Genomic DNA, 17,500 nt, shown 5'->3' with positions numbered 1-17,500 from the left:
GAAAGGAGTCCGGGGAATGGAACTAAAAAATGGTTTGCCAGTGTCGATTAAACTGGCTACCAAAGTTACGCAACAACAAACCACGGAAGATTTTTATTTTGAATTAGCCGGTCAGCTAGTGACCATCGGCGATACACTGTATATTCGCTACCAAGAGGTGCAAGAAGACGGACAGAAAATTCCCGTGACCATTAAAATCATGCCAGACGGAGCAGTGCAATTGACTCGCTCTGGGGATATGCGCATGCGCTTGAAGTTTATTTACCGGGAAATGGTCAACACATCCTACAACACTCCGTATGGCACCATGCTTTTTTCTACTTATACGAAAAATTTGCGGGTGAGCTTGAAAGATCGCCCGGCTTCCGGGAAAATCGTGATCGAATACGACTTGTACATGGCAGACGAACAAATTGGCAATTATCAAATCAATCTGGATTTCACCGCATAATTTTGCGAAATAAAATTGCTTTTTTTGGTCCGTTTTTGTATGATAAGGGGTAGACTGTGAAAGGACGTGTCCTAATTTGGAAATTAAAGTATTTGAAGGCTTGAATAAAAACGAGCTATCCATGATCGAAGTGGCTCACGCGATCTTAGAGCAAAAAGCGGATGTGATGGATTTTTCCGATCTAGTAAATCAGATTCAAACGTACTTAGGAAAATCTGACAGCGAAATTCGGGATTCATTGTCCCAGTTTTATACTGATTTGAACATCGACGGCAGTTTCATCTCCTTGGGGGAAAACCGCTGGGGCCTACGTTCTTGGTATGCCATCGATTCCATCGATGAAGAGTTGAACCACGGTCTAGACGAGGATGAAGAAGAAGCGACTCCTAGAAAGCGCAAGCGCAAACGGGTCAATGCATTTATCAATGATGACGAAGATGCCATCGACTACAACGATGACGATCCTGAAGACACTGACTTGGCTGATGCCGAGGATGATAAAGAACTCTACGATGACGATGATGACGACGATGACGATGAAGAAATTGCAGAATACAATTCTGATTTGCAAGAAATCGGCGCCGACGAACCAACGGACGATGAAGTAGAAGTTCCTGGTGGCATTGAAGAAGACTTGTCTATCATTGACGATGATGACGATAGCTTCGACGACGAAGAAGAAGAGTAAGCTTGCTTTAAAACCTAGAACCTGTGGCGTGTGCCGTGGTTCTAGGTTTTTTTGTCGATTCTTTTTGTAAGGTGTAAAATGAAAGGGAATTCAAAACACTTGAAAGAAAATGAGGTGGAGAAAGTGGCTGAACTGGGATTGTTCGTCGGAGTGATTCTTGCCTTGGTCGTGATGAGTGTTCAATTTATGCGGGGAAAGTGGTTACGAATGATTGCGGGCAATAGGAAAGGTGATCCGGAAAACCTACAAGCACAAACACGTCTAGGAAAAGTCGTGGGCGGGGCTTGTCTGTTTGTCACTTTTGTGTTGGTTTTGTTTCAAATGGGCCTTTTGTCCACTCCGGTGATGTATGTAACAGCAGCCCTGGCCTGCTTAAGTACGGTAGTCGTCATCAATCAGCCGGATAAAAAAGGCTAATCTGTAATAGTGTGACAGTGGCAGTAGGGTGGCTGAGTTGCCTTCTTAGGGGATTCTCGCTAGAATGAGTTTTGCTGTGCTACTTCTAAAAGCAGCCAGTGGATAAGTAATGGAGGGGATGAAAAAATGAGTGCGTATACGACACCAATTTTAACGGCGCTATTGCTGTTTCCTTTTTTGGCTGCGTTGGCGGTGGTTCCTTATGGGGTTTGGCAATACCGAAAATTCGGCTCGATTTCCAAACGAAAAGTAGTGATTTTATTTAGTTTTAGCTTTTATTTATTGTGTGCCTATTTCTTAGTGATTTTGCCTTTGCCGGATCCAGATCAGGTGGCCAAGCTTACGACTATTCGATACAACCTAGTGCCTTTTACCGCATTGCGGGACTTTCTTTCGGGAACTGTCTGGCGACCGTGGGAATTCGGCACGTATTTGCCAGCTTTGAAGCAAGGCGTCTTTTTGCAACCTTTTTTCAATTTAATGCTGACCTTGCCGTTTGGTTTTTACTTGCGCTATATTTGGAAAGTGTCACTAAAAAAAGTGATTCTGGCCAGCTTTGCTCTGTCCTTATTTTTTGAATTAACTCAATTAACCGGTTTGTATTTCATTTATCCTCGTTCCTATCGTTTGTTTGATGTGGACGATTTGATTTTAAATACTACGGGTGGGGTATTGGGCTATGCCTTGGAGCCGGTGTTTGCGCGATTGTTGCCGTCTATAGACGAGCTGAATACCGCTGCCGGTAGTGAGCGGGATAAGGCCGGTTTTTGGCGGCGTTTGATTGCTTTATTGGTGGATCTTACGCTGTTTTCTCTGGCTTTTCAAGCGGTGGCGTACTTTGCCCCTGACCTTAGCCGGGAGCACTATGGCATCTACTTAATCGGTGTTTTCCTCTACTTTGTATTGGTGCCCTTTATTTGGCACGGGGGGACCATTGGCAAACACTTGGTGAAGATTCGTCTGGTGAATCGTAAGGGAGAGCGCTTAGGCTTTCTTGCTTTGCTATGGCGCCAGTTCTTATTGTTTGGTGTCACATTTGGAGTGTGGGACTTTTTATTGCCGGCTGTTTTGCGGCAGATGCAAAATGAGGAAGGCAAGCACGTGGAATTTTATCTGATGGTCCTAGGGGGCTGTGGGGTCTTTCTCGGATTGGTACTCATCAATGGACTTCTGCTGTTGTTTGGACAGCGGCGGATGTTTTACGAACGCTTGAGTGGTTCAAAGGAAATCGGCTACTGATACAAATCGATTTTCATTTTTAAAGAATCCAGTAGTAGGCCTACCAGCCAATCTTAGGGTGAAAATTGCCCTAAATTATGCTACGATAAAAAGGTTGGTAGGCTATTTGTGTCCGAGAGATTTCTTTGAAAAGTCACTGAGGCACAAAAAAAGACACCTCGTAAAACGAGATGTCAACAACGCGCTCTAAGGGAATCGAACCCCTGTCTCAAGAACCGGAATCTTACGTGATATCCACTACACTAAGAGCGCTCAATCGGAACATTTAATAGTGTACCTAATAATTGGAAAAAAGACAAGAGGAAATTTTATGAAATTTCAACAAAATTTTTCACAAGCACAAAAACAGACCCAAAAACTGGTTTTGACGCAGAAATTACAGCAATCAATCCAAGTTTTGCAATATTCTATGGAAGAATTGGTGAACTTCGTCGAGAATGAAGCTTTAGAAAATCCTTTGATTGAAGTTACCGACGCGAACTATACCTTAAATTATTCGAAACCGAAGACCAGTAATGGGGAAGAAATCAATTATTTAAATCAAATTCCCGATACGCGGATTTCTTTGTTCGAACATTTGATCGATCAAATCCACATTAATTACCGGGATACTTACTTGCGGACTCTGGTTTTATTTTTGGTGGAATCCATCGATTTAAATGGTTTTTTGACGATTACGTTAGAAGAAGCCTGTGAAAAAACCGGGGCCAATCAAATTCAAATGCTCGATGCGTTAACTTTGATTCAGCAATTGGATCCAGCGGGAGTCGGCGCGCGGAATTTGCAAGAATGCTTAATGTTGCAAACGGAACGAGATGACAGTGCGCCGGCGATTGCCTACTTAGTATTGGAAGAACACTTCGATCAGTTGGCTGGTCGCAAATGGCCGGAAATCGCCAAGAAGCTAAATGTCCCTGTCACGGAGATTCAAGCAGTCTTTGATTACATTCAAACCTTGACCCCAACACCGGGGGCTAGTTTTGGGACCACGGATGGTTTGTACATTATTCCCGATGTCCAAGTAAAAATCAGCGGGGATCACTTGCAAGTCAGCTCCAATCGTCGGGGAATGCCGGAAATCAAGTTCCAACAAAACTACTTCGATCAGATGACCCAAAGCAAAGACCCGGAAGTCTTAAAGTATTTAGAAGGGAAGAAACAGGACTTCCAATGGTTGCAAAAGACGATGCAGCAAAGAGGGGACACGATTCTTCGAGTAGCCGAGGCCATCTTGCAACACCAACGGGACTTTTTCTTTGACGAACACCGGCCTTTAAAACCCTTGATTTTGAAAGACATTGCAGAAGAGTTGGAGATTCACGAGTCTACCGTTAGTCGGGCGGTGAATGGCAAATACATGGAAACTCCTATGGGTGTCTTTGAGTTGAAGAGCTTCTTTAGTCAAAAGGTTGGCCCTCAAAGTGCCGGGGATGATATCTCTGCCGACACCATTAAACAAGCTTTGGCGGAAATTGTAGCCGGTGAAAACAAACAAAAGCCTTATTCCGATCAGAAATTGGTGGAATTATTGAAAGCCAAATCATTTGAGATTTCCCGGCGCACGGTGGCAAAATACCGAGAAGCCTTGAAGATCCCAAGCTCATCTAAAAGGAAACGTTTTGATTAAAGTGCCTTACAAAAAATACGGCGGGAAACTGCCGTATTTTTTTATGTTATCCAATGAATTTGTCCCGCCGGAAAAGCAAAAAAAGAAGGCCTATCGGTTGCAACCATATGCCAGAGATGGTATGATTACCCATGTGAGGTCGTTGATTTCTTCCCGCAAGTTAATTTTTTTTGTGGTGAATGGGTCGATTTAGGTCTATGTTGGACTATTAAGGTCCCACGGAGGAGTGGCACATGCTTGATGAATTAAAATTGATTGAAGCGGTCGCCCCCGATATCCTCGCCGTTTTGCAAGAACGCTTTAAAATTTTGCAAAACATCTACTGGATGCAACCCATCGGCCGGCGGAATTTGGCAGAGAGTATGGAGATGACCGAACGGATTTTACGATCGGAAACAGACCAGTTAAAAAAACTGCAATTGATCGAAGTCAGTAAAAGTGGGATGACCCTTACTGAAAAAGGGGAAGCTGCTTACAATGGCTTAGGTAAAATGATGGATCAATTGTTTGGAATGCATCGTTTAGAAAAGCGGTTGGCCGACCATTTTGGTATTGCCCGTTGTGTGATTTCCACGGGAGATAGCGATCGTCAGCGAAAGATCATCGAAGAATTCGGTGATTATCTCAATGAGGCTTTGGATTTTTTGTTACCTGAGGGCAATAATATTATTGCTGCAATGGGTGGAACTACCATGGCTATCGTAGCAGAGCGCTTGACCAATTTGGAAAGCGAAAAGCGTCATAATCTGTTTGTCCCAGCCCGAGGTGGTATCGGGGAAGCAGTCAACTTGCAAGCCAATTCGGTAAGTTCCGTAATGGCCATGCGAGCTAATGGCGACTATCGAGCGTTGTATGTACCGGAGCAGTTAAGCCCGGCAACCTATCGCTCTCTGTTGCAAGAGCCTTCGATTTTGGAGGTCTTAAACCTGATCAGTCACGCCAACTGTGTAATTCACAGTATCGGGCGGGCACTGCACATGGCAGCACGGCGCAAGATGTCGGAGGAAGAAATCTTGATGCTTAAGCAAAAAAATGCCGTGGCGGAATCATTCGGGTACTTTTTCAATGAAAATGGTGAAGTGATTTATAAGGTGCCAAAAATCGGAATTGAATTAAACGAGTTACAAGATGTTCCAGTGATTTTGGCGGTTGCAGGAGGCAAGAGTAAAGCCAAAGCAATCAAAGCCTATATGAAGAACGCACCAAAACAAACGTGGCTCATTACAGATGAAGCTGCAGCAAATGAGATTTTAAAAGGGGCAACCCTTTAAAATAAAAATATTTTTGATTTTCATAAGGAGGAAATCTCAAATGACAGTTAAAGTAGGTATTAATGGTTTTGGACGTATCGGACGTTTAGCATTCCGTCGTATCCAAGATGTGGATGGAATCGAAGTAGTTGCAATCAACGACTTGACAGACGCAAAAATGTTGGCTGACTTGTTGAAATATGATTCTACTCAAGGTCGTTTCAACGGTACTGTAGAAGTTAACGAAGGTTCTTTCACAGTAAATGGTAAAGAAGTAAAAGTTTTGGCTAACCGCAACCCTGAAGAATTACCATGGGGCGAACTAGGCGTAGATATCGTTTTGGAATGTACTGGTTTCTTCACTACTAAAGAAAAAGCTGAATTGCACTTGAAAGCCGGCGCTAAACGCGTGGTTATCTCAGCTCCAGGTAGCGCTGACGTTCCAACAATCGTTTACAACGTTAACCATGAAATCTTAACTGGTAAAGAAACAGTTATCTCTGGTGCTTCTTGTACTACTAACTGTCTAGCTCCAATGGCTAAAGTTTTGAACGACCAATTCGGTATCGTTGAAGGCTTGATGACTACAATCCACGCTTACACTGGTGACCAAAACACTTTGGATGCTCCACATCCTAAAGGTGACATGCGTCGTGCCCGTGCTGCTGCGATCAACATCGTGCCTAACACAACTGGTGCTGCTAAAGCAATCGGCCAAGTTATCCCTGAATTGAACGGCAAACTTGACGGAGCTGCTCAACGTGTTCCTGTACCAACTGGTTCATTAACTGAATTGGTTACTGTATTGGACAAACAAGTAACTGCTGACGAAGTAAATGCTGCTATGAAAGCTGCATCTAACGAATCTTACGGCTACAACGTTGACCCAATCGTTTCTTCTGATATCGTAGGCATGACTTACGGTTCATTGTTTGACGAAACTCAAACAAAAGTTATGACAGTTGGCGACAAACAATTGGTTAAAACTGTTGCTTGGTACGACAACGAAATGTCTTACACTGCACAATTGATCCGTACTCTTGAATACTTCGCAAAACTTTAAGATTAACTCTTAAAAAGCGACATTCAATAGTTTGACTGGAAGCGGGGAAGCGCATCGCTTCCCCGCTTTTTTCTATGAAAACTCAATACATGGAGGTAAGAACATGGCAAAGAAAACCATTGAAGATATCGATTTAAAAGATAAAAAAGTCTTGGTCCGCGTTGACTTTAACGTGCCTTTGAAAGATGGCGTGATTGGCGACGACACTCGGATCAAAGCGGCTTTACCTACGATTCAATACGTAATCGATCACGACGGTAAAGCAATCTTGTTCTCTCACTTAGGCCGGGTAAAAACCGAAGAAGACAAAGCTGGTAAATCTTTGGCTCCTGTAGCAAAACGTTTGGGAGAATTACTAGGGAAAGAAGTTACTTTCGTTCCTGAAACGCGGGGTGCTGAATTAGAAGCAGCCATTGCGAACATGAAAGACGGCGACGTATTAGTATTCGAAAACACTCGTTTCGAAGACGTTGACGGCAAAAAAGAAAGCAAAAACGATCCTGAATTGGGCAAATACTGGGCTTCTCTTGGGGATGTCTTCGTAAACGATGCATTCGGGACTGCTCACCGGGCACACGCTTCTAACGTAGGGATTGCTTCAACTGGTATCCCAACTGTTGCGGGCTTCTTGATGGAAAAAGAAATCAAATTCATCGGCGAAGCAGTGGAAGATCCTAAACGTCCAATGATCGCAATTCTAGGTGGCGCCAAAGTATCTGACAAGATCGGCGTTATCAAAAACTTGATTCCAAAAGCTGACAAAATCATGATCGGTGGCGGGATGACTTACACTTTCTATGCTGCAAAAGGCATGAAAATCGGTAAATCATTAGTTGAAACTGACAAGATTGACTTAGCAAAAGAATTAATCGCAGAAGCTGGGGATAAATTAGTCTTGCCAATCGACAACGTTTGTGCGGCTGAATTCTCCAACGATGTACCAACTGAAACTATCGAAGGCGAAATCGAAGGCGATGTAATGGCTCTAGACATCGGCCCTGCATCTGTTGCTTTGTTTGCTGAAACATTGGCTGGTGCGAAAACTGTCGTTTGGAACGGACCTATGGGTGTGTTCGAAATGTCTAATTTTGCTAACGGTACAATCGGTGTTTGTGAAGCAATCGCGAACCTTGAAGGCGCAACAACCATTATCGGTGGTGGGGACTCTGCAGCAGCAGCTGAACAATTAGGCTTTGCTGACAAATTCACTCACATCTCTACTGGTGGCGGTGCTTCATTGGAATTGTTAGAAGGTAAAACCTTACCAGGACTAGCTGCAATCAACGACAAATAATCGCTAATTCGTTCGGCCTCATTTTTGGGGCTGAACCAATCAGTTTTTAAAAAGAGGAGCGAATAACATGCGCAAACCAATCATCGCAGGTAACTGGAAGATGAACAAAACTTTGGCTGAAGCAAAAGAATTTACTTTGGCAGTGAAGGATGCAATTCCTTCAAAAGATGTAGTAGACTCCGTTATCGGTTCTCCTGCATTGTTCTTAGCACCAATGAACTGCAAACGGAAAGATTCTGAACTGCAATTAGCAGCTCAAAACTGCTTCTGGGAAAACGAAGGTGCCTACACTGGGGAAACTTCTCCAGCAGCTTTGGCTGACATGGGCATCGAATACGTAATCATCGGCCACTCTGAACGCCGGGAATACTTCCATGAAACAGACGAAGAAATCAACAAAAAAGCGAAAGCAATCTTCGCAAACGGCATGACACCAATCTTGTGCTGTGGTGAAACCTTGGAAACCTATGAAGCTGGTAAAACAGCAGAATGGATCGAAGGCCAAATCACTGCAGACTTGAAAGACTTGTCTGCTGAACAAGTTTCTAGCATGGTTATTGCTTACGAACCTATCTGGGCAATCGGTACTGGTAAATCAGCTGACGCTAACATCGCAGACGAAATCTGTGGCGTTGTCCGTAAAACAGTTGAAAAATTATACGGTAACGAAGTAGCAGAAAAAGTTCGGATCCAATACGGCGGTTCTGTGAAACCAGAAAACATTGCCGAATACATGGCAAAAGAAAACGTGGATGGTGCTTTGGTAGGCGGCGCAAGCTTGCAACCAGACTCATTCTTAGCATTGCTTTCAGCTGTTAAATAATCTGAAAGTCTTATGAGAATTACGCCTTTTGATTTGCGAAAAGGCGGTAAATTCAATAAAATTGTTCATAGGGCCAAGTGCCTTTAGAAAAACAACTCAAAGGAGAGAGACAAACATGTCAATTATTACTGATGTTTATGCACGCGAAGTCCTAGATTCCCGTGGTAACCCAACAATCGAAGTAGAAGTTTACACAGAATCAGGTGCTTTTGGCCGTGGGATGGTTCCTTCTGGAGCATCTACTGGTGAATACGAAGCGGTTGAATTGCGTGACGGCGACAAAGCTCGTTACGGCGGCAAAGGCGTTTTGAAAGCTGTTGACAATGTTAACAACATCATCGCTGAAGCTATCATCGGCTACGATGTTCGTGACCAAATGGCAATCGACAAAGCAATGATTGCTTTGGACGGCACTCCTAACAAAGGCAAATTAGGCGCAAACGCAATCTTAGGCGTTTCTATCGCAGTTGCTCGTGCTGCTGCTGACTACTTGGAAGTTCCTTTGTACCACTACCTTGGCGGATTCAATACAAAAGTATTGCCAACTCCAATGATGAACATCATCAACGGTGGTTCTCACTCCGATGCTCCAATCGCTTTCCAAGAATTCATGATCTTGCCTGTTGGTGCGCCAACATTCAAAGAAGGCTTGCGTATGGGTGCTGAAGTATTCCATGCATTGAAATCAATCTTGTCTGCTCGTGGACTAGAAACTTCTGTCGGTGACGAAGGTGGTTTCGCTCCTCGTTTTGAAGGAACGGAAGATGCTGTTGAAACAATCGTAGCTGCAGTTGAAAAAGCTGGCTACAAGATTGGCGAAGATGTACGTCTTGGCTTTGACTGTGCTGCTTCTGAATTCTACGAAGATGGTATTTACGACTATACTAAATTCGAAGGCGAAGGCGCTGCAAAACGTAACTCCGACGAACAAGTTGCTTACTTGCAAGAACTAGTTGAAAAATATCCATTCATCATCACGATTGAAGATGGTATGGACGAAAACGACTGGGATGGTTGGAAGAAACTTACCGAAGCTCTTGGCGACAAAGTTCAATTAGTTGGTGACGATTTGTTCGTTACAAACACTGAAAAATTGGCTAAAGGTATCGAAATGGGCGTTGGTAACTCAATCCTTATCAAAGTTAACCAAATCGGTACATTAACTGAAACATTTAACGCTATCGAAATGGCGAAAGAAGCTGGCTACACTGCCGTTGTTTCTCACCGTTCTGGTGAAACAGAAGATTCTACAATCTCTGACATCGCTGTTGCAACTAATGCTGGCCAAATCAAGACTGGTTCATTGTCTCGTACTGACCGTATCGCAAAATACAACCAATTGTTACGTATCGAAGACCAATTGGGTGACGTTGCTGAATACAAAGGCTTGCAAGCATTCTACAACTTAAAAAACAAATAATCTGCGAATAAAAAAGTAACTATACCAATTTTTCAGACATGATAAAATTAGTATAAAAAGTGTTTCTACTTTTATGTTCTAGTATTATTGCTAAGTGCCTTTCTTATGTCAACTAATGACATGAGAGGGGCATTTTTTTATGCACTATGAACGATTAGTAAAGGAATACTTGTTAGAATTGAAATTGGAAAATTATTCAAAAAGAACGATTGAGTCTTATGAACAACATCATCGAAAATTTATAGACTATTACAGAAAAGAAATTAGTTCACCGATTTTAATTGAAGATGTTTCAAAAATTCATTATAAGTTGTTCATCAGTTTTTTATTGGATTGCCAATTAAAAAGTAGTTATATAAATGCAATTTTAAAAACTCACAAAGCTTTCTGGAACTATTTAGTAGCTGAGAAAGTAGTCAAAGTTAGTCCTCTGGAAACGATAAGGTTATTAAAGGAAACAAAGCCGTTATTAACTACATTCAATGATAAAGAAGTAAAGGATATGCTAAATGTGTGGAAATTTGATACCTATTTAGGAGCAAGAAATAAGTGTATTATTGCTCTTTTAGCAGACACAGGTATCCGTGTATCTGAACTATTAAATTTAAAGGATACAGATTTAGCTGAAAACTATATCCGAATATTAGGAAAGGGCAATAAATGGCGAGTAGTTCCAATTTCATCTGAATTGAATTATTTTATTACTCGATATAGAAGAATTCGAGATAAACATTTTTATACACTTAGAAATTATCATGGCAAAACAAGGAAATTAGATGAACAGCTAATTTTAGGGAAAACAGGAAGAAAAATTAAAACGGTGACTAATATTGAATTGATATTGAAAGAAACAGGTAAGAGGGCAGGCGTTAGGGCAACTGTTAGATGCAGTCCCCATACGCTAAGGCATTATTGGACGGTAAAAAATTTGCAGATGGGTCAAGATATTTTTACAATAAGTAAGATGTTGGGGCATTCCAAACTAGATACAACGAAAATTTATATCAGTAGTATCACGGATGAACAATTAGTAGATAAAGCGGTAAAGACAAGTCCTTTGGGTAGTATACTTTAAATTAGTAGTCAAATTCAGGAGAACATGCTTAAATAGTGTTCTCCTTTTGATTTTCATATATTTAATCACTTGTGATTGTGTGTTCTACAAATTTGCAACCTCCTGTTTATGATGCTATAAAGGACCCTAGCAGGGATACTTTTATAATTAGTATCCATCATGAATCCTATTCTATCAATGTTTTATTTTTGATTTATAAGGAAATGGATACTTTTATATTGAAATGCACTATAAGTATCCATAAATAGTGCATATTTGGGAGGTAATTTATGGGACAAAAAAAGATTAATGTCAAACCGATAAAAAATAAAGAAACGCTAATTCAATTTGGAGAAGAATTACAAAAGGGCAAACACGGAAAAAGAGATTTTTTGATTATGGCAATTGGAATAAAGACAGGGTTACGGATTTCAGATATTCTGAACTTAAAGGTATCTGATGTGAAAAATAAGATACAGACAGAAATTGTTGAAATAAAGACTGGTAAAAAAAGAACTCTTCATCTGAAATCATTAACATCAAACATTATTGATTATTTAAATACAGAACATAGTGCGGAATCTGAGTGGCTATTTCCAAGTCCAACAGATAGTAGTAGACAGTTAGCCAGTCATCAGTATTATAAAATCCTACAGAAAGTTGCAGATAATCTAGGGTTAGATTATATTGGCACACATACACTTAGAAAAACATTCTCTTATTTCTTTCTAAAACAGAATAAGGGTGATATTGTTACCCTGATGAAGATTTTAAATCATAGTAGCCAAGCAGTAACTTTGCGATACGCAGGAATTGAAGAAGAAGATATAAAAGCTAAACTTGAAGATTTTGACCCGTTTAAGTAAGTAAAAGCACAATCATTTAAGATTGTGCTTTTTGCTTGACTCGTTTTAATTGAATAGTATTATACTTTTCCTTATTCAAATAACTCTGAAAATACAAGACATCTGCATTATCATAATCTGCTTTGTCATTAGAGAGATAAATGGAATCTTTAGAATTCTTGTTCAGGGTTAAATAATAAAAGAAGTCAACTACAGAATAAATTGCTCGTAATGTATATTGATTATTTTCCTTCACAAAATAACCAAGGGTATTAGAATCATTCAGATAAATCAAAATATCATCCCGAATAAGTGTGGTATTATTTTCCAAGTTTCTAAATGAGACATCTGCTAAGTTGGATTGTATGGCAGGGATATACTCTTTATTAGGAATAGCTAATATATCTACAGTATCTATAGAAGTTGTATAGTAGCGTTTTTCTAGCATATCTGAAAAAGAAGCTACTCTAATTGGGAATTTAGTCAATTCGTTGATGATAAATTGACTAAAATACTTTCTATCTTCTTCAGAAGATAATTGATTGAACCGGTTATTTGCAAGTTTTTTTATAGATTTATCATTTTTATAGTTATATTTACCTGAAGCAAATACTGAAAGATAGAGCTGTTTATTTTTATCTAGGGAATCAATTACTTGAATTTTATTGGTATACAAGCCAATTGAAACCAAATATTGAACGACCATTGACTGCAAGTCTAAATCCTTCATATGTTTCAAGTCATATTTATCAACATAATAAAAATGTTTATTTAATTTTCCTTTAGAAATGATTTTATTCTTTTTTAAGGTCTTTAATCGTGCTTCTAAGCTGATGCGATTGCATTGCAAGAGCTTAATCAAGGTGTTCTCATATATTCCGTTTGATTGGGTAATGATGTCTACTAATTCCTCAGAGTCAATTGCTCGTTTGTTGACAAAAAGTGTGGTCATATACACTCCCTCCTATATTTTTATCTGTTAATTTTTTAAAAGTATCTATTCTCGAAACTATCCATTAGTAACCCTACACTCATAACTATCCATTCTCATTTCTATCCATCTGTAAGAGGTGTGATTCACATAGAAATTTTTTAAAATTCTTCATGGGCAGCTGTTTTTGAAAATTCACGGAGGTTTCCATTGTAATTTCTCCGAATTCACATCAAAATTGGCATAGTTTTCAAAAAGTTATCACAAAAGTTCTCATTTTGTTGTCATCTATTTTTTTGGAAAAACCTCTTTTTTAGGGTTGATGGAGGGTTTAGGTAGGGTATGAAAATTAATAAATGTAAGGATTATGAAGGGGTTCATAATTTAGTAAAGTATCCCTGATTTAAAAAGTATCCATCTCGTAACTATCCCTTTTCATAACTATCCATTTACTATTTTATCATCTAAAAGTAGGGGATGGAAATTTGAACGTTGTGTGTAAATATATTTAACTATAAAAAAAGTGTGTGATAAAAAAATCCTTAACAAAATTTGTTAAGGATTAATATTTTACTGAATGAACATAGTTAAATTTAGATTAAGCATTTCGCTTACTGACGAATAATTTTAAAATTATTTCCGAATTGTTCGATATAAAGACCTTCTCCATATTTAGTTGAGATTTCTGTATATTGACCAATTACAAAAGTATTCTCCATGTTATGGTTTGTTGTAGTTGCATCATATCTAGACAAGGTGTTTGGTAGATAAAATGTTTGAACTAAATTCTTATTGGTAAAAGCATTATAGCCTAAAAAAGTTACACCTTCAGGAATGTATACCTCAGTAATTTTAGTATTAGTAAATACAGAGTCTTTTATCTCTTTTAAAGTATTTGGTAACGTTACTTTTTCTAAATTCGTAGCATTCAGACCAAAAAGATTATCCAATACTGTAGCACCATCAGGTAAATATAATTCCTTTATTTTTGAACCTTCTAAGAAATTGCTTTTAAATATTTGAGAACCATCAAATCCTTTTTCAAAATTTACTTTTGTAACTTTTGGATTTGAGTCAATACCTCGGACACGATTTGTGAGAATTTTTTCGAGATTCCAGCGGGTTAGTATCTCATCGTTTCGACCAGCCGTCAAACCAAAACCGTTTGACCGCTGATCGAAGCGATGAAGTTGAAGCCCTGTGGAAATCTCGCAAAAAAAATGTAGGTGGTAGCTAGGAACTAAGCTTGCAATGCCAACTCTTCCATCTGATTTGGTGTTAAATAATTAATACTACTATGGATTCGCTTGCGATTGTAAAATCCTTCAATGTATTGAAATAACGCTAAATGAGCAGCTTCAAAGTTTTCATACGCTTTTGATGGATAGACTTCTTCTTTTTTGAGTGAGGCGTGAAACGATTCGATACCGGCATTGTCATACGGACAGCCTTTACGACTAAAGGAGTGCCGAATGTTCAATTCTTTCAACTTTGCCTCATAGGCTTCGCTAGTGTACTGAGAACCCAAGTCTGAGTGGATGATCAAGTTCTCGGAGGGCGTGTGGTTTAAGAGCGCATGGTCAAGGGTTTCGATAACCAGTTCTTTCGTCATCTGCTTGCCAAACTTCCAACCGATGATTTTCTTTGTGTGAAGATCTTGGATGGTGGAAAGATAGGTCCAGCCATCTTTTAGGGTATGAATATAGGTAATGTCTGTCACCCATTTTTGATTGATCGACGTAGTGGTAAAATCTTGGTTTAACAGGTTTTTACGTCCTTCACTTTTAACTTTTGCTTGTTTGCCAGGCTTGTACTTCTTGAGGGTGATTGAACGCAAGCCTAATTTTCTCATCAGTATTTGTACTTTCTTTAGGGACAAGGTCTCGCCACGGCCAACAAGAATCTTATGAATTTTGGGCGCACCATAGATACCCTTGTTTTCAAAGTAGATTCCTGAAATCAAGCGGTTTAAGCGTTTGTTTTCTGATTGGCGCTTGGAAGGCTTCTTTTTCTTCCAGTCATAGTAGCTGGATTTCGGTGCTTCCAAAACGGTACACATTTGTTTTACGTCATGATCATGAACATTTGATTGAATAAATTCGAAGACATCACTCATTTTTACTTTTGAGCGAATATGGTTAAAGCCTTTTTTAGGATAGTGTTTTCCTCCTGCATGCGGGCCATTTCCTTTTTCATTGCTAGGATTTCTGCCTTAGTCATGCCGGTTGCTTCATTCTTTGTATAAAGCTTCTTCCAACGATAAATCGTTTGTGTAGCGATACCATATTGCGCTGCCAGTTCCTCGACCGATTGGCCAGACTGGTTTAAATCTAAGATCATCTTCTTAAAGTCTTCATCAAATTTTTTCTTGGCTTTTGCCATCGTGGACACGTCCTTTTCTTAGTAGTTAGATTCTACCAAATCGTGTCCATGAAATCATCCTAACATCACTTTAGTATCCGAGAATGTTGTGCTAGAAATGTAGGTTATTTTTTTACCATCTATTTCTTTTGGAATTGTTATCTCAGTTTCTTCGCCAGTATAATCATATATAAAGGTTTCATTACCATAAGTGAGTGTTTTAAAGTAAACAGATTCAGTAGGATTTTCTTCAGTGATATTTCCAATTAAATTATCTTGAGATTGCTCTAAACTGTCAGTAAAAATTCCTGATAATGTAGGTTTCAACGTATCTTTAAATAATATATAACTAATCAATACAAAAATACCAAAAATTACCACCGCTACGATTACAAAAAGTCCTTGTGAAGCTCCATCTGTCATGAAAAACGACCTCCTTTTTTTGTTTTTTAATACATATGTTATTATAGCATATAATGGAGTTGATATAAATTTTTTAATACACTATAAATGTTGATATATAGGTTCATATAGACTATTCTTATTAAGAAAATTGGGAAATAATAGAAAAGTAAAGTAAGGATTAATCTGCTGGACAAACGTTATTTTTTATGTGATAATTAAGTTACCTTGACGAGAACCATTTGAATCGCCTCTATGGTTTTAAATGTTTTTTCATTTACCCTGTCTATTTCCCACTAGTCAGGGTATTTTTGTATTTAAAAAGAAATTATTAAACTAAGGAAAAGAAAGGAGGAAACCTCGAATGAAAAATAAAACGATTGGCTATATTCGCACTAGCAAAAATACGCAGGACTTAGGACTGGAAGTGCAGAGAAAGGCATTGGAAAAGTTTGAACTCGATGAATTATTTTCTGAGCAGATTAGTGGAAGAAAGGAACATCGAACAGAACTTGACAAAGCATTGAAACGTTTAGAAAAAGGAGATACCTTACTAATTTATAATTTAGCTCGGTTAAGCAGGTCATCTAGGCAATTGGTAAATCTTATGTCTGAACTGAATGAGAAAGAGATATATCTGAAAAGTATTCAAGAATCCATTGATACCAGAACAGCGAGCGGACGACTATTCTTCACTGTTTTAGCAGGTATAGCAGAATTTGAAGCAGAAAGTATTAGTTTACGAACAAAAGAGGCGTTAGCTAACTCGGATAAACAGTTGGGTAGACCACCGATTAAGAAAAATAAACGCAAAAGAATTATTGTTTTGTATCAAGAAAATCAGCTATCTTTGAAAGAAATTGCAGTAAAATGTGGAGTATCCGAAAAAACTGTTTATAACATTGCTAAAAAAGCAGGCTTGTCCAGAAAATGAGACTTGTCATTTCAATGGACAAACGATAGAATTTAGTAGTATAAGTTGGTAATTAACCGGCAATAAATCAACGTTTTTTACCGATACCAAATTAAAAAAATAATTTACATAAAAAAGACGATTGTATCAACATTTCAGAAGTTGATTCAGTGGTCTTATTTTTGTGCAGAAAAAACGTTGATTTTTTGCATCGAATGAGAGTGAGAAAGGATTGATTTTGTGGGACTAAGTAAACGTGCAAAGATTGGTATAGGAATAATAGGAGCCATTCTAATTTCTAGTTGGGGAGTTTACACCTATGTTCAGAAACAAAAAGAGTTGAAAAGAGAGCTAACAATTGAAGAAACAAAAGATTTAAGACCGTTTTCTGCAGTAGGTAAAACTTATTCAGATGAAGATGGTCAATTAGTGATGACATTTAAGTTCAACAAAGAGTATATTGATGATAATAAACGACAAAAAATGGAGTATTATCTCTATAATTGGTAGCGTCAAGAATTATGTGTAAATGGAAAATCCATTCCGTTAATTACAGTTAAATCATTGACTCTAATGTATCCTGAATTTCTTTAAATCCTTTGTGAATCCTGCCTAAAAATTTTTGGTTATATTGATTAAATTGCGACACTAAAAATCTTTCTAAAGAGTCTTCATTTGGAAATTGTTCTTTTCTTCGAGTATACCGTTTTCCTGAATAATTC

The 17,500-nt window shown here is 38.8% G+C and carries 18 protein-coding genes, 1 tRNA gene and 1 pseudogene; 14 read left to right on the top strand and 6 right to left on the bottom strand.

Annotated elements, in window-relative coordinates:
- The first annotated feature begins 16 nt into the window (after positions 1 to 16).
- The 4 genes from I579_RS00515 (at position 17) to I579_RS00500 (ending at position 2,795) form a co-directional block, all read left to right on the top strand.
- Positions 17 to 451: a YwiB family protein gene (locus I579_RS00515; protein WP_010753164.1), complete on the top strand. Its 435-nt coding sequence runs from the start codon at positions 17 to 19 to the stop codon at positions 449 to 451.
- Positions 452 to 527: 76 nt separating this feature from the next.
- Positions 528 to 1,139, top strand: a complete 612-nt coding sequence (gene rpoE, locus I579_RS00510) for a DNA-directed RNA polymerase subunit delta (protein ID WP_010753165.1) — start codon at positions 528 to 530, stop codon at positions 1,137 to 1,139.
- A 114-nt stretch (positions 1,140 to 1,253) separates the two neighbouring features.
- Positions 1,254 to 1,556: a hypothetical protein gene (locus I579_RS00505; protein WP_155854770.1), complete on the top strand. Its 303-nt coding sequence runs from the start codon at positions 1,254 to 1,256 to the stop codon at positions 1,554 to 1,556.
- A 126-nt stretch (positions 1,557 to 1,682) separates the two neighbouring features.
- Positions 1,683 to 2,795: a VanZ family protein gene (locus I579_RS00500; RefSeq protein WP_010753167.1), complete on the top strand. Its 1,113-nt coding sequence runs from the start codon at positions 1,683 to 1,685 to the stop codon at positions 2,793 to 2,795.
- 180 nt (positions 2,796 to 2,975) lie between these two features.
- Here I579_RS00500 and I579_RS00495 read toward each other — a convergent pair.
- A tRNA-Arg gene (locus I579_RS00495) sits at positions 2,976 to 3,047 on the bottom strand.
- Positions 3,048 to 3,105: 58 nt separating this feature from the next.
- Here I579_RS00495 and rpoN point away from each other — a divergent pair.
- The 8 genes from rpoN to I579_RS00450 all read left to right on the top strand — a co-directional run bounded on the left by rpoN (position 3,106) and on the right by I579_RS00450 (position 12,192).
- The gene (gene rpoN, locus I579_RS00490; RefSeq protein WP_010753168.1) at positions 3,106 to 4,422 is read left to right on the top strand and encodes an RNA polymerase factor sigma-54; all 1,317 of its coding nucleotides are present in this window, start codon (positions 3,106 to 3,108) and stop codon (positions 4,420 to 4,422) included.
- A 233-nt stretch (positions 4,423 to 4,655) separates the two neighbouring features.
- The gene (locus tag I579_RS00480; protein WP_010753169.1) at positions 4,656 to 5,693 is read left to right on the top strand and encodes a sugar-binding transcriptional regulator; all 1,038 of its coding nucleotides are present in this window, start codon (positions 4,656 to 4,658) and stop codon (positions 5,691 to 5,693) included.
- Positions 5,694 to 5,733: 40 nt separating this feature from the next.
- Positions 5,734 to 6,735: a type I glyceraldehyde-3-phosphate dehydrogenase gene (gene gap, locus I579_RS00475; RefSeq protein ID WP_010753170.1), complete on the top strand. Its 1,002-nt coding sequence runs from the start codon at positions 5,734 to 5,736 to the stop codon at positions 6,733 to 6,735.
- Positions 6,736 to 6,838: 103 nt separating this feature from the next.
- Entirely contained in the window at positions 6,839 to 8,029 is a 1,191-nt protein-coding gene (locus I579_RS00470; protein WP_010753171.1) for a phosphoglycerate kinase, read from the top strand.
- A 67-nt stretch (positions 8,030 to 8,096) separates the two neighbouring features.
- Entirely contained in the window at positions 8,097 to 8,852 is a 756-nt protein-coding gene (tpiA, locus tag I579_RS00465) for a triose-phosphate isomerase (RefSeq protein WP_010753172.1), read from the top strand.
- Between the two features lie 115 nt (positions 8,853 to 8,967).
- Complete coding sequence (eno, locus tag I579_RS00460; RefSeq protein WP_010753173.1) at positions 8,968 to 10,272, top strand: phosphopyruvate hydratase; 1,305 nt, start codon at positions 8,968 to 8,970, stop codon at positions 10,270 to 10,272.
- A gap of 139 nt (positions 10,273 to 10,411) precedes the next feature.
- Positions 10,412 to 11,347 (top strand): tyrosine-type recombinase/integrase, encoded by a 936-nt coding sequence (locus I579_RS00455; protein WP_010753174.1) that lies wholly within the window; start codon positions 10,412 to 10,414, stop codon positions 11,345 to 11,347.
- 269 nt (positions 11,348 to 11,616) lie between these two features.
- On the top strand, positions 11,617 to 12,192 hold the full coding sequence (locus I579_RS00450) for a tyrosine-type recombinase/integrase (RefSeq protein WP_016249767.1): 576 nt from the start codon (positions 11,617 to 11,619) through the stop codon (positions 12,190 to 12,192).
- 16 nt (positions 12,193 to 12,208) lie between these two features.
- On the opposite strand, the gene I579_RS00445 is transcribed toward I579_RS00450, so the two are convergent.
- The 4 genes from I579_RS00445 to I579_RS00425 all read right to left on the bottom strand — a co-directional run bounded on the left by I579_RS00445 (position 12,209) and on the right by I579_RS00425 (position 15,886).
- Positions 12,209 to 13,123 (bottom strand): hypothetical protein, encoded by a 915-nt coding sequence (locus tag I579_RS00445; RefSeq protein WP_016249766.1) that lies wholly within the window; start codon positions 13,121 to 13,123, stop codon positions 12,209 to 12,211.
- A gap of 590 nt (positions 13,124 to 13,713) precedes the next feature.
- Entirely contained in the window at positions 13,714 to 14,256 is a 543-nt protein-coding gene (locus tag I579_RS00440) for a leucine-rich repeat protein (protein WP_016249764.1), read from the bottom strand.
- Between the two features lie 86 nt (positions 14,257 to 14,342).
- Positions 14,343 to 15,484, bottom strand: a protein-coding gene (locus tag I579_RS00435; protein ID WP_129316744.1) for an IS3 family transposase whose coding sequence is annotated in 2 segments (ribosomal slippage) — positions 14,343 to 15,256 and positions 15,256 to 15,484 — 1,143 coding nt in all. Because the reading frame shifts where the segments join, the coding sequence is not laid out codon by codon here.
- 54 nt (positions 15,485 to 15,538) lie between these two features.
- Positions 15,539 to 15,886 (bottom strand): hypothetical protein, encoded by a 348-nt coding sequence (locus tag I579_RS00425; RefSeq protein WP_010753176.1) that lies wholly within the window; start codon positions 15,884 to 15,886, stop codon positions 15,539 to 15,541.
- 343 nt (positions 15,887 to 16,229) lie between these two features.
- On the opposite strand from I579_RS00425, the gene I579_RS00420 reads away from it, so the two are divergent.
- A complete protein-coding gene (locus I579_RS00420; RefSeq protein ID WP_010753177.1) occupies positions 16,230 to 16,799 on the top strand; it encodes a recombinase family protein in 570 nt (189 codons plus the stop codon).
- A gap of 219 nt (positions 16,800 to 17,018) precedes the next feature.
- Entirely contained in the window at positions 17,019 to 17,288 is a 270-nt protein-coding gene (locus I579_RS00415) for a hypothetical protein (protein ID WP_010753178.1), read from the top strand.
- Positions 17,289 to 17,334: 46 nt separating this feature from the next.
- On the opposite strand, the pseudogene I579_RS12740 reads toward I579_RS00415, so the two are convergent.
- A pseudogene (locus I579_RS12740) lies at positions 17,335 to 17,490 on the bottom strand (IS256 family transposase); the annotation flags it as partial.
- Between the last annotated feature and the right edge of the window lie 10 nt (positions 17,491 to 17,500).

Source organism: Enterococcus asini ATCC 700915 (assembly GCF_000407365.1).
Classification (GTDB): Bacteria; Bacillota; Bacilli; order Lactobacillales; family Enterococcaceae; genus Enterococcus_C; species Enterococcus_C asini.
This window is presented reverse-complemented; position numbering and strand designations above follow the sequence as displayed.

What these genes read in the sequence shown, in the direction of transcription:
- I579_RS00425 (WP_010753176.1), bottom strand. Translation starts at nt 15,886, where the DNA reads ATGACAGATGGAGCTTCACAAGGACTTTTTGTAATCGTAGCGGTGGTA.
- rpoN (WP_010753168.1), top strand. Translation starts at nt 3,106, where the DNA reads ATGAAATTTCAACAAAATTTTTCACAAGCACAAAAACAGACCCAAAAA.
- I579_RS00455 (WP_010753174.1), top strand. Translation starts at nt 10,412, where the DNA reads ATGCACTATGAACGATTAGTAAAGGAATACTTGTTAGAATTGAAATTG.
- I579_RS00450 (WP_016249767.1), top strand. Translation starts at nt 11,617, where the DNA reads ATGGGACAAAAAAAGATTAATGTCAAACCGATAAAAAATAAAGAAACG.
- I579_RS00470 (WP_010753171.1), top strand. Translation starts at nt 6,839, where the DNA reads ATGGCAAAGAAAACCATTGAAGATATCGATTTAAAAGATAAAAAAGTC.
- I579_RS00480 (WP_010753169.1), top strand. Translation starts at nt 4,656, where the DNA reads ATGCTTGATGAATTAAAATTGATTGAAGCGGTCGCCCCCGATATCCTC.
- I579_RS00515 (WP_010753164.1), top strand. Translation starts at nt 17, where the DNA reads ATGGAACTAAAAAATGGTTTGCCAGTGTCGATTAAACTGGCTACCAAA.
- I579_RS00445 (WP_016249766.1), bottom strand. Translation starts at nt 13,123, where the DNA reads ATGACCACACTTTTTGTCAACAAACGAGCAATTGACTCTGAGGAATTA.
- gap (WP_010753170.1), top strand. Translation starts at nt 5,734, where the DNA reads ATGACAGTTAAAGTAGGTATTAATGGTTTTGGACGTATCGGACGTTTA.
- eno (WP_010753173.1), top strand. Translation starts at nt 8,968, where the DNA reads ATGTCAATTATTACTGATGTTTATGCACGCGAAGTCCTAGATTCCCGT.
- I579_RS00420 (WP_010753177.1), top strand. Translation starts at nt 16,230, where the DNA reads ATGAAAAATAAAACGATTGGCTATATTCGCACTAGCAAAAATACGCAG.
- I579_RS00500 (WP_010753167.1), top strand. Translation starts at nt 1,683, where the DNA reads ATGAGTGCGTATACGACACCAATTTTAACGGCGCTATTGCTGTTTCCT.
- tpiA (WP_010753172.1), top strand. Translation starts at nt 8,097, where the DNA reads ATGCGCAAACCAATCATCGCAGGTAACTGGAAGATGAACAAAACTTTG.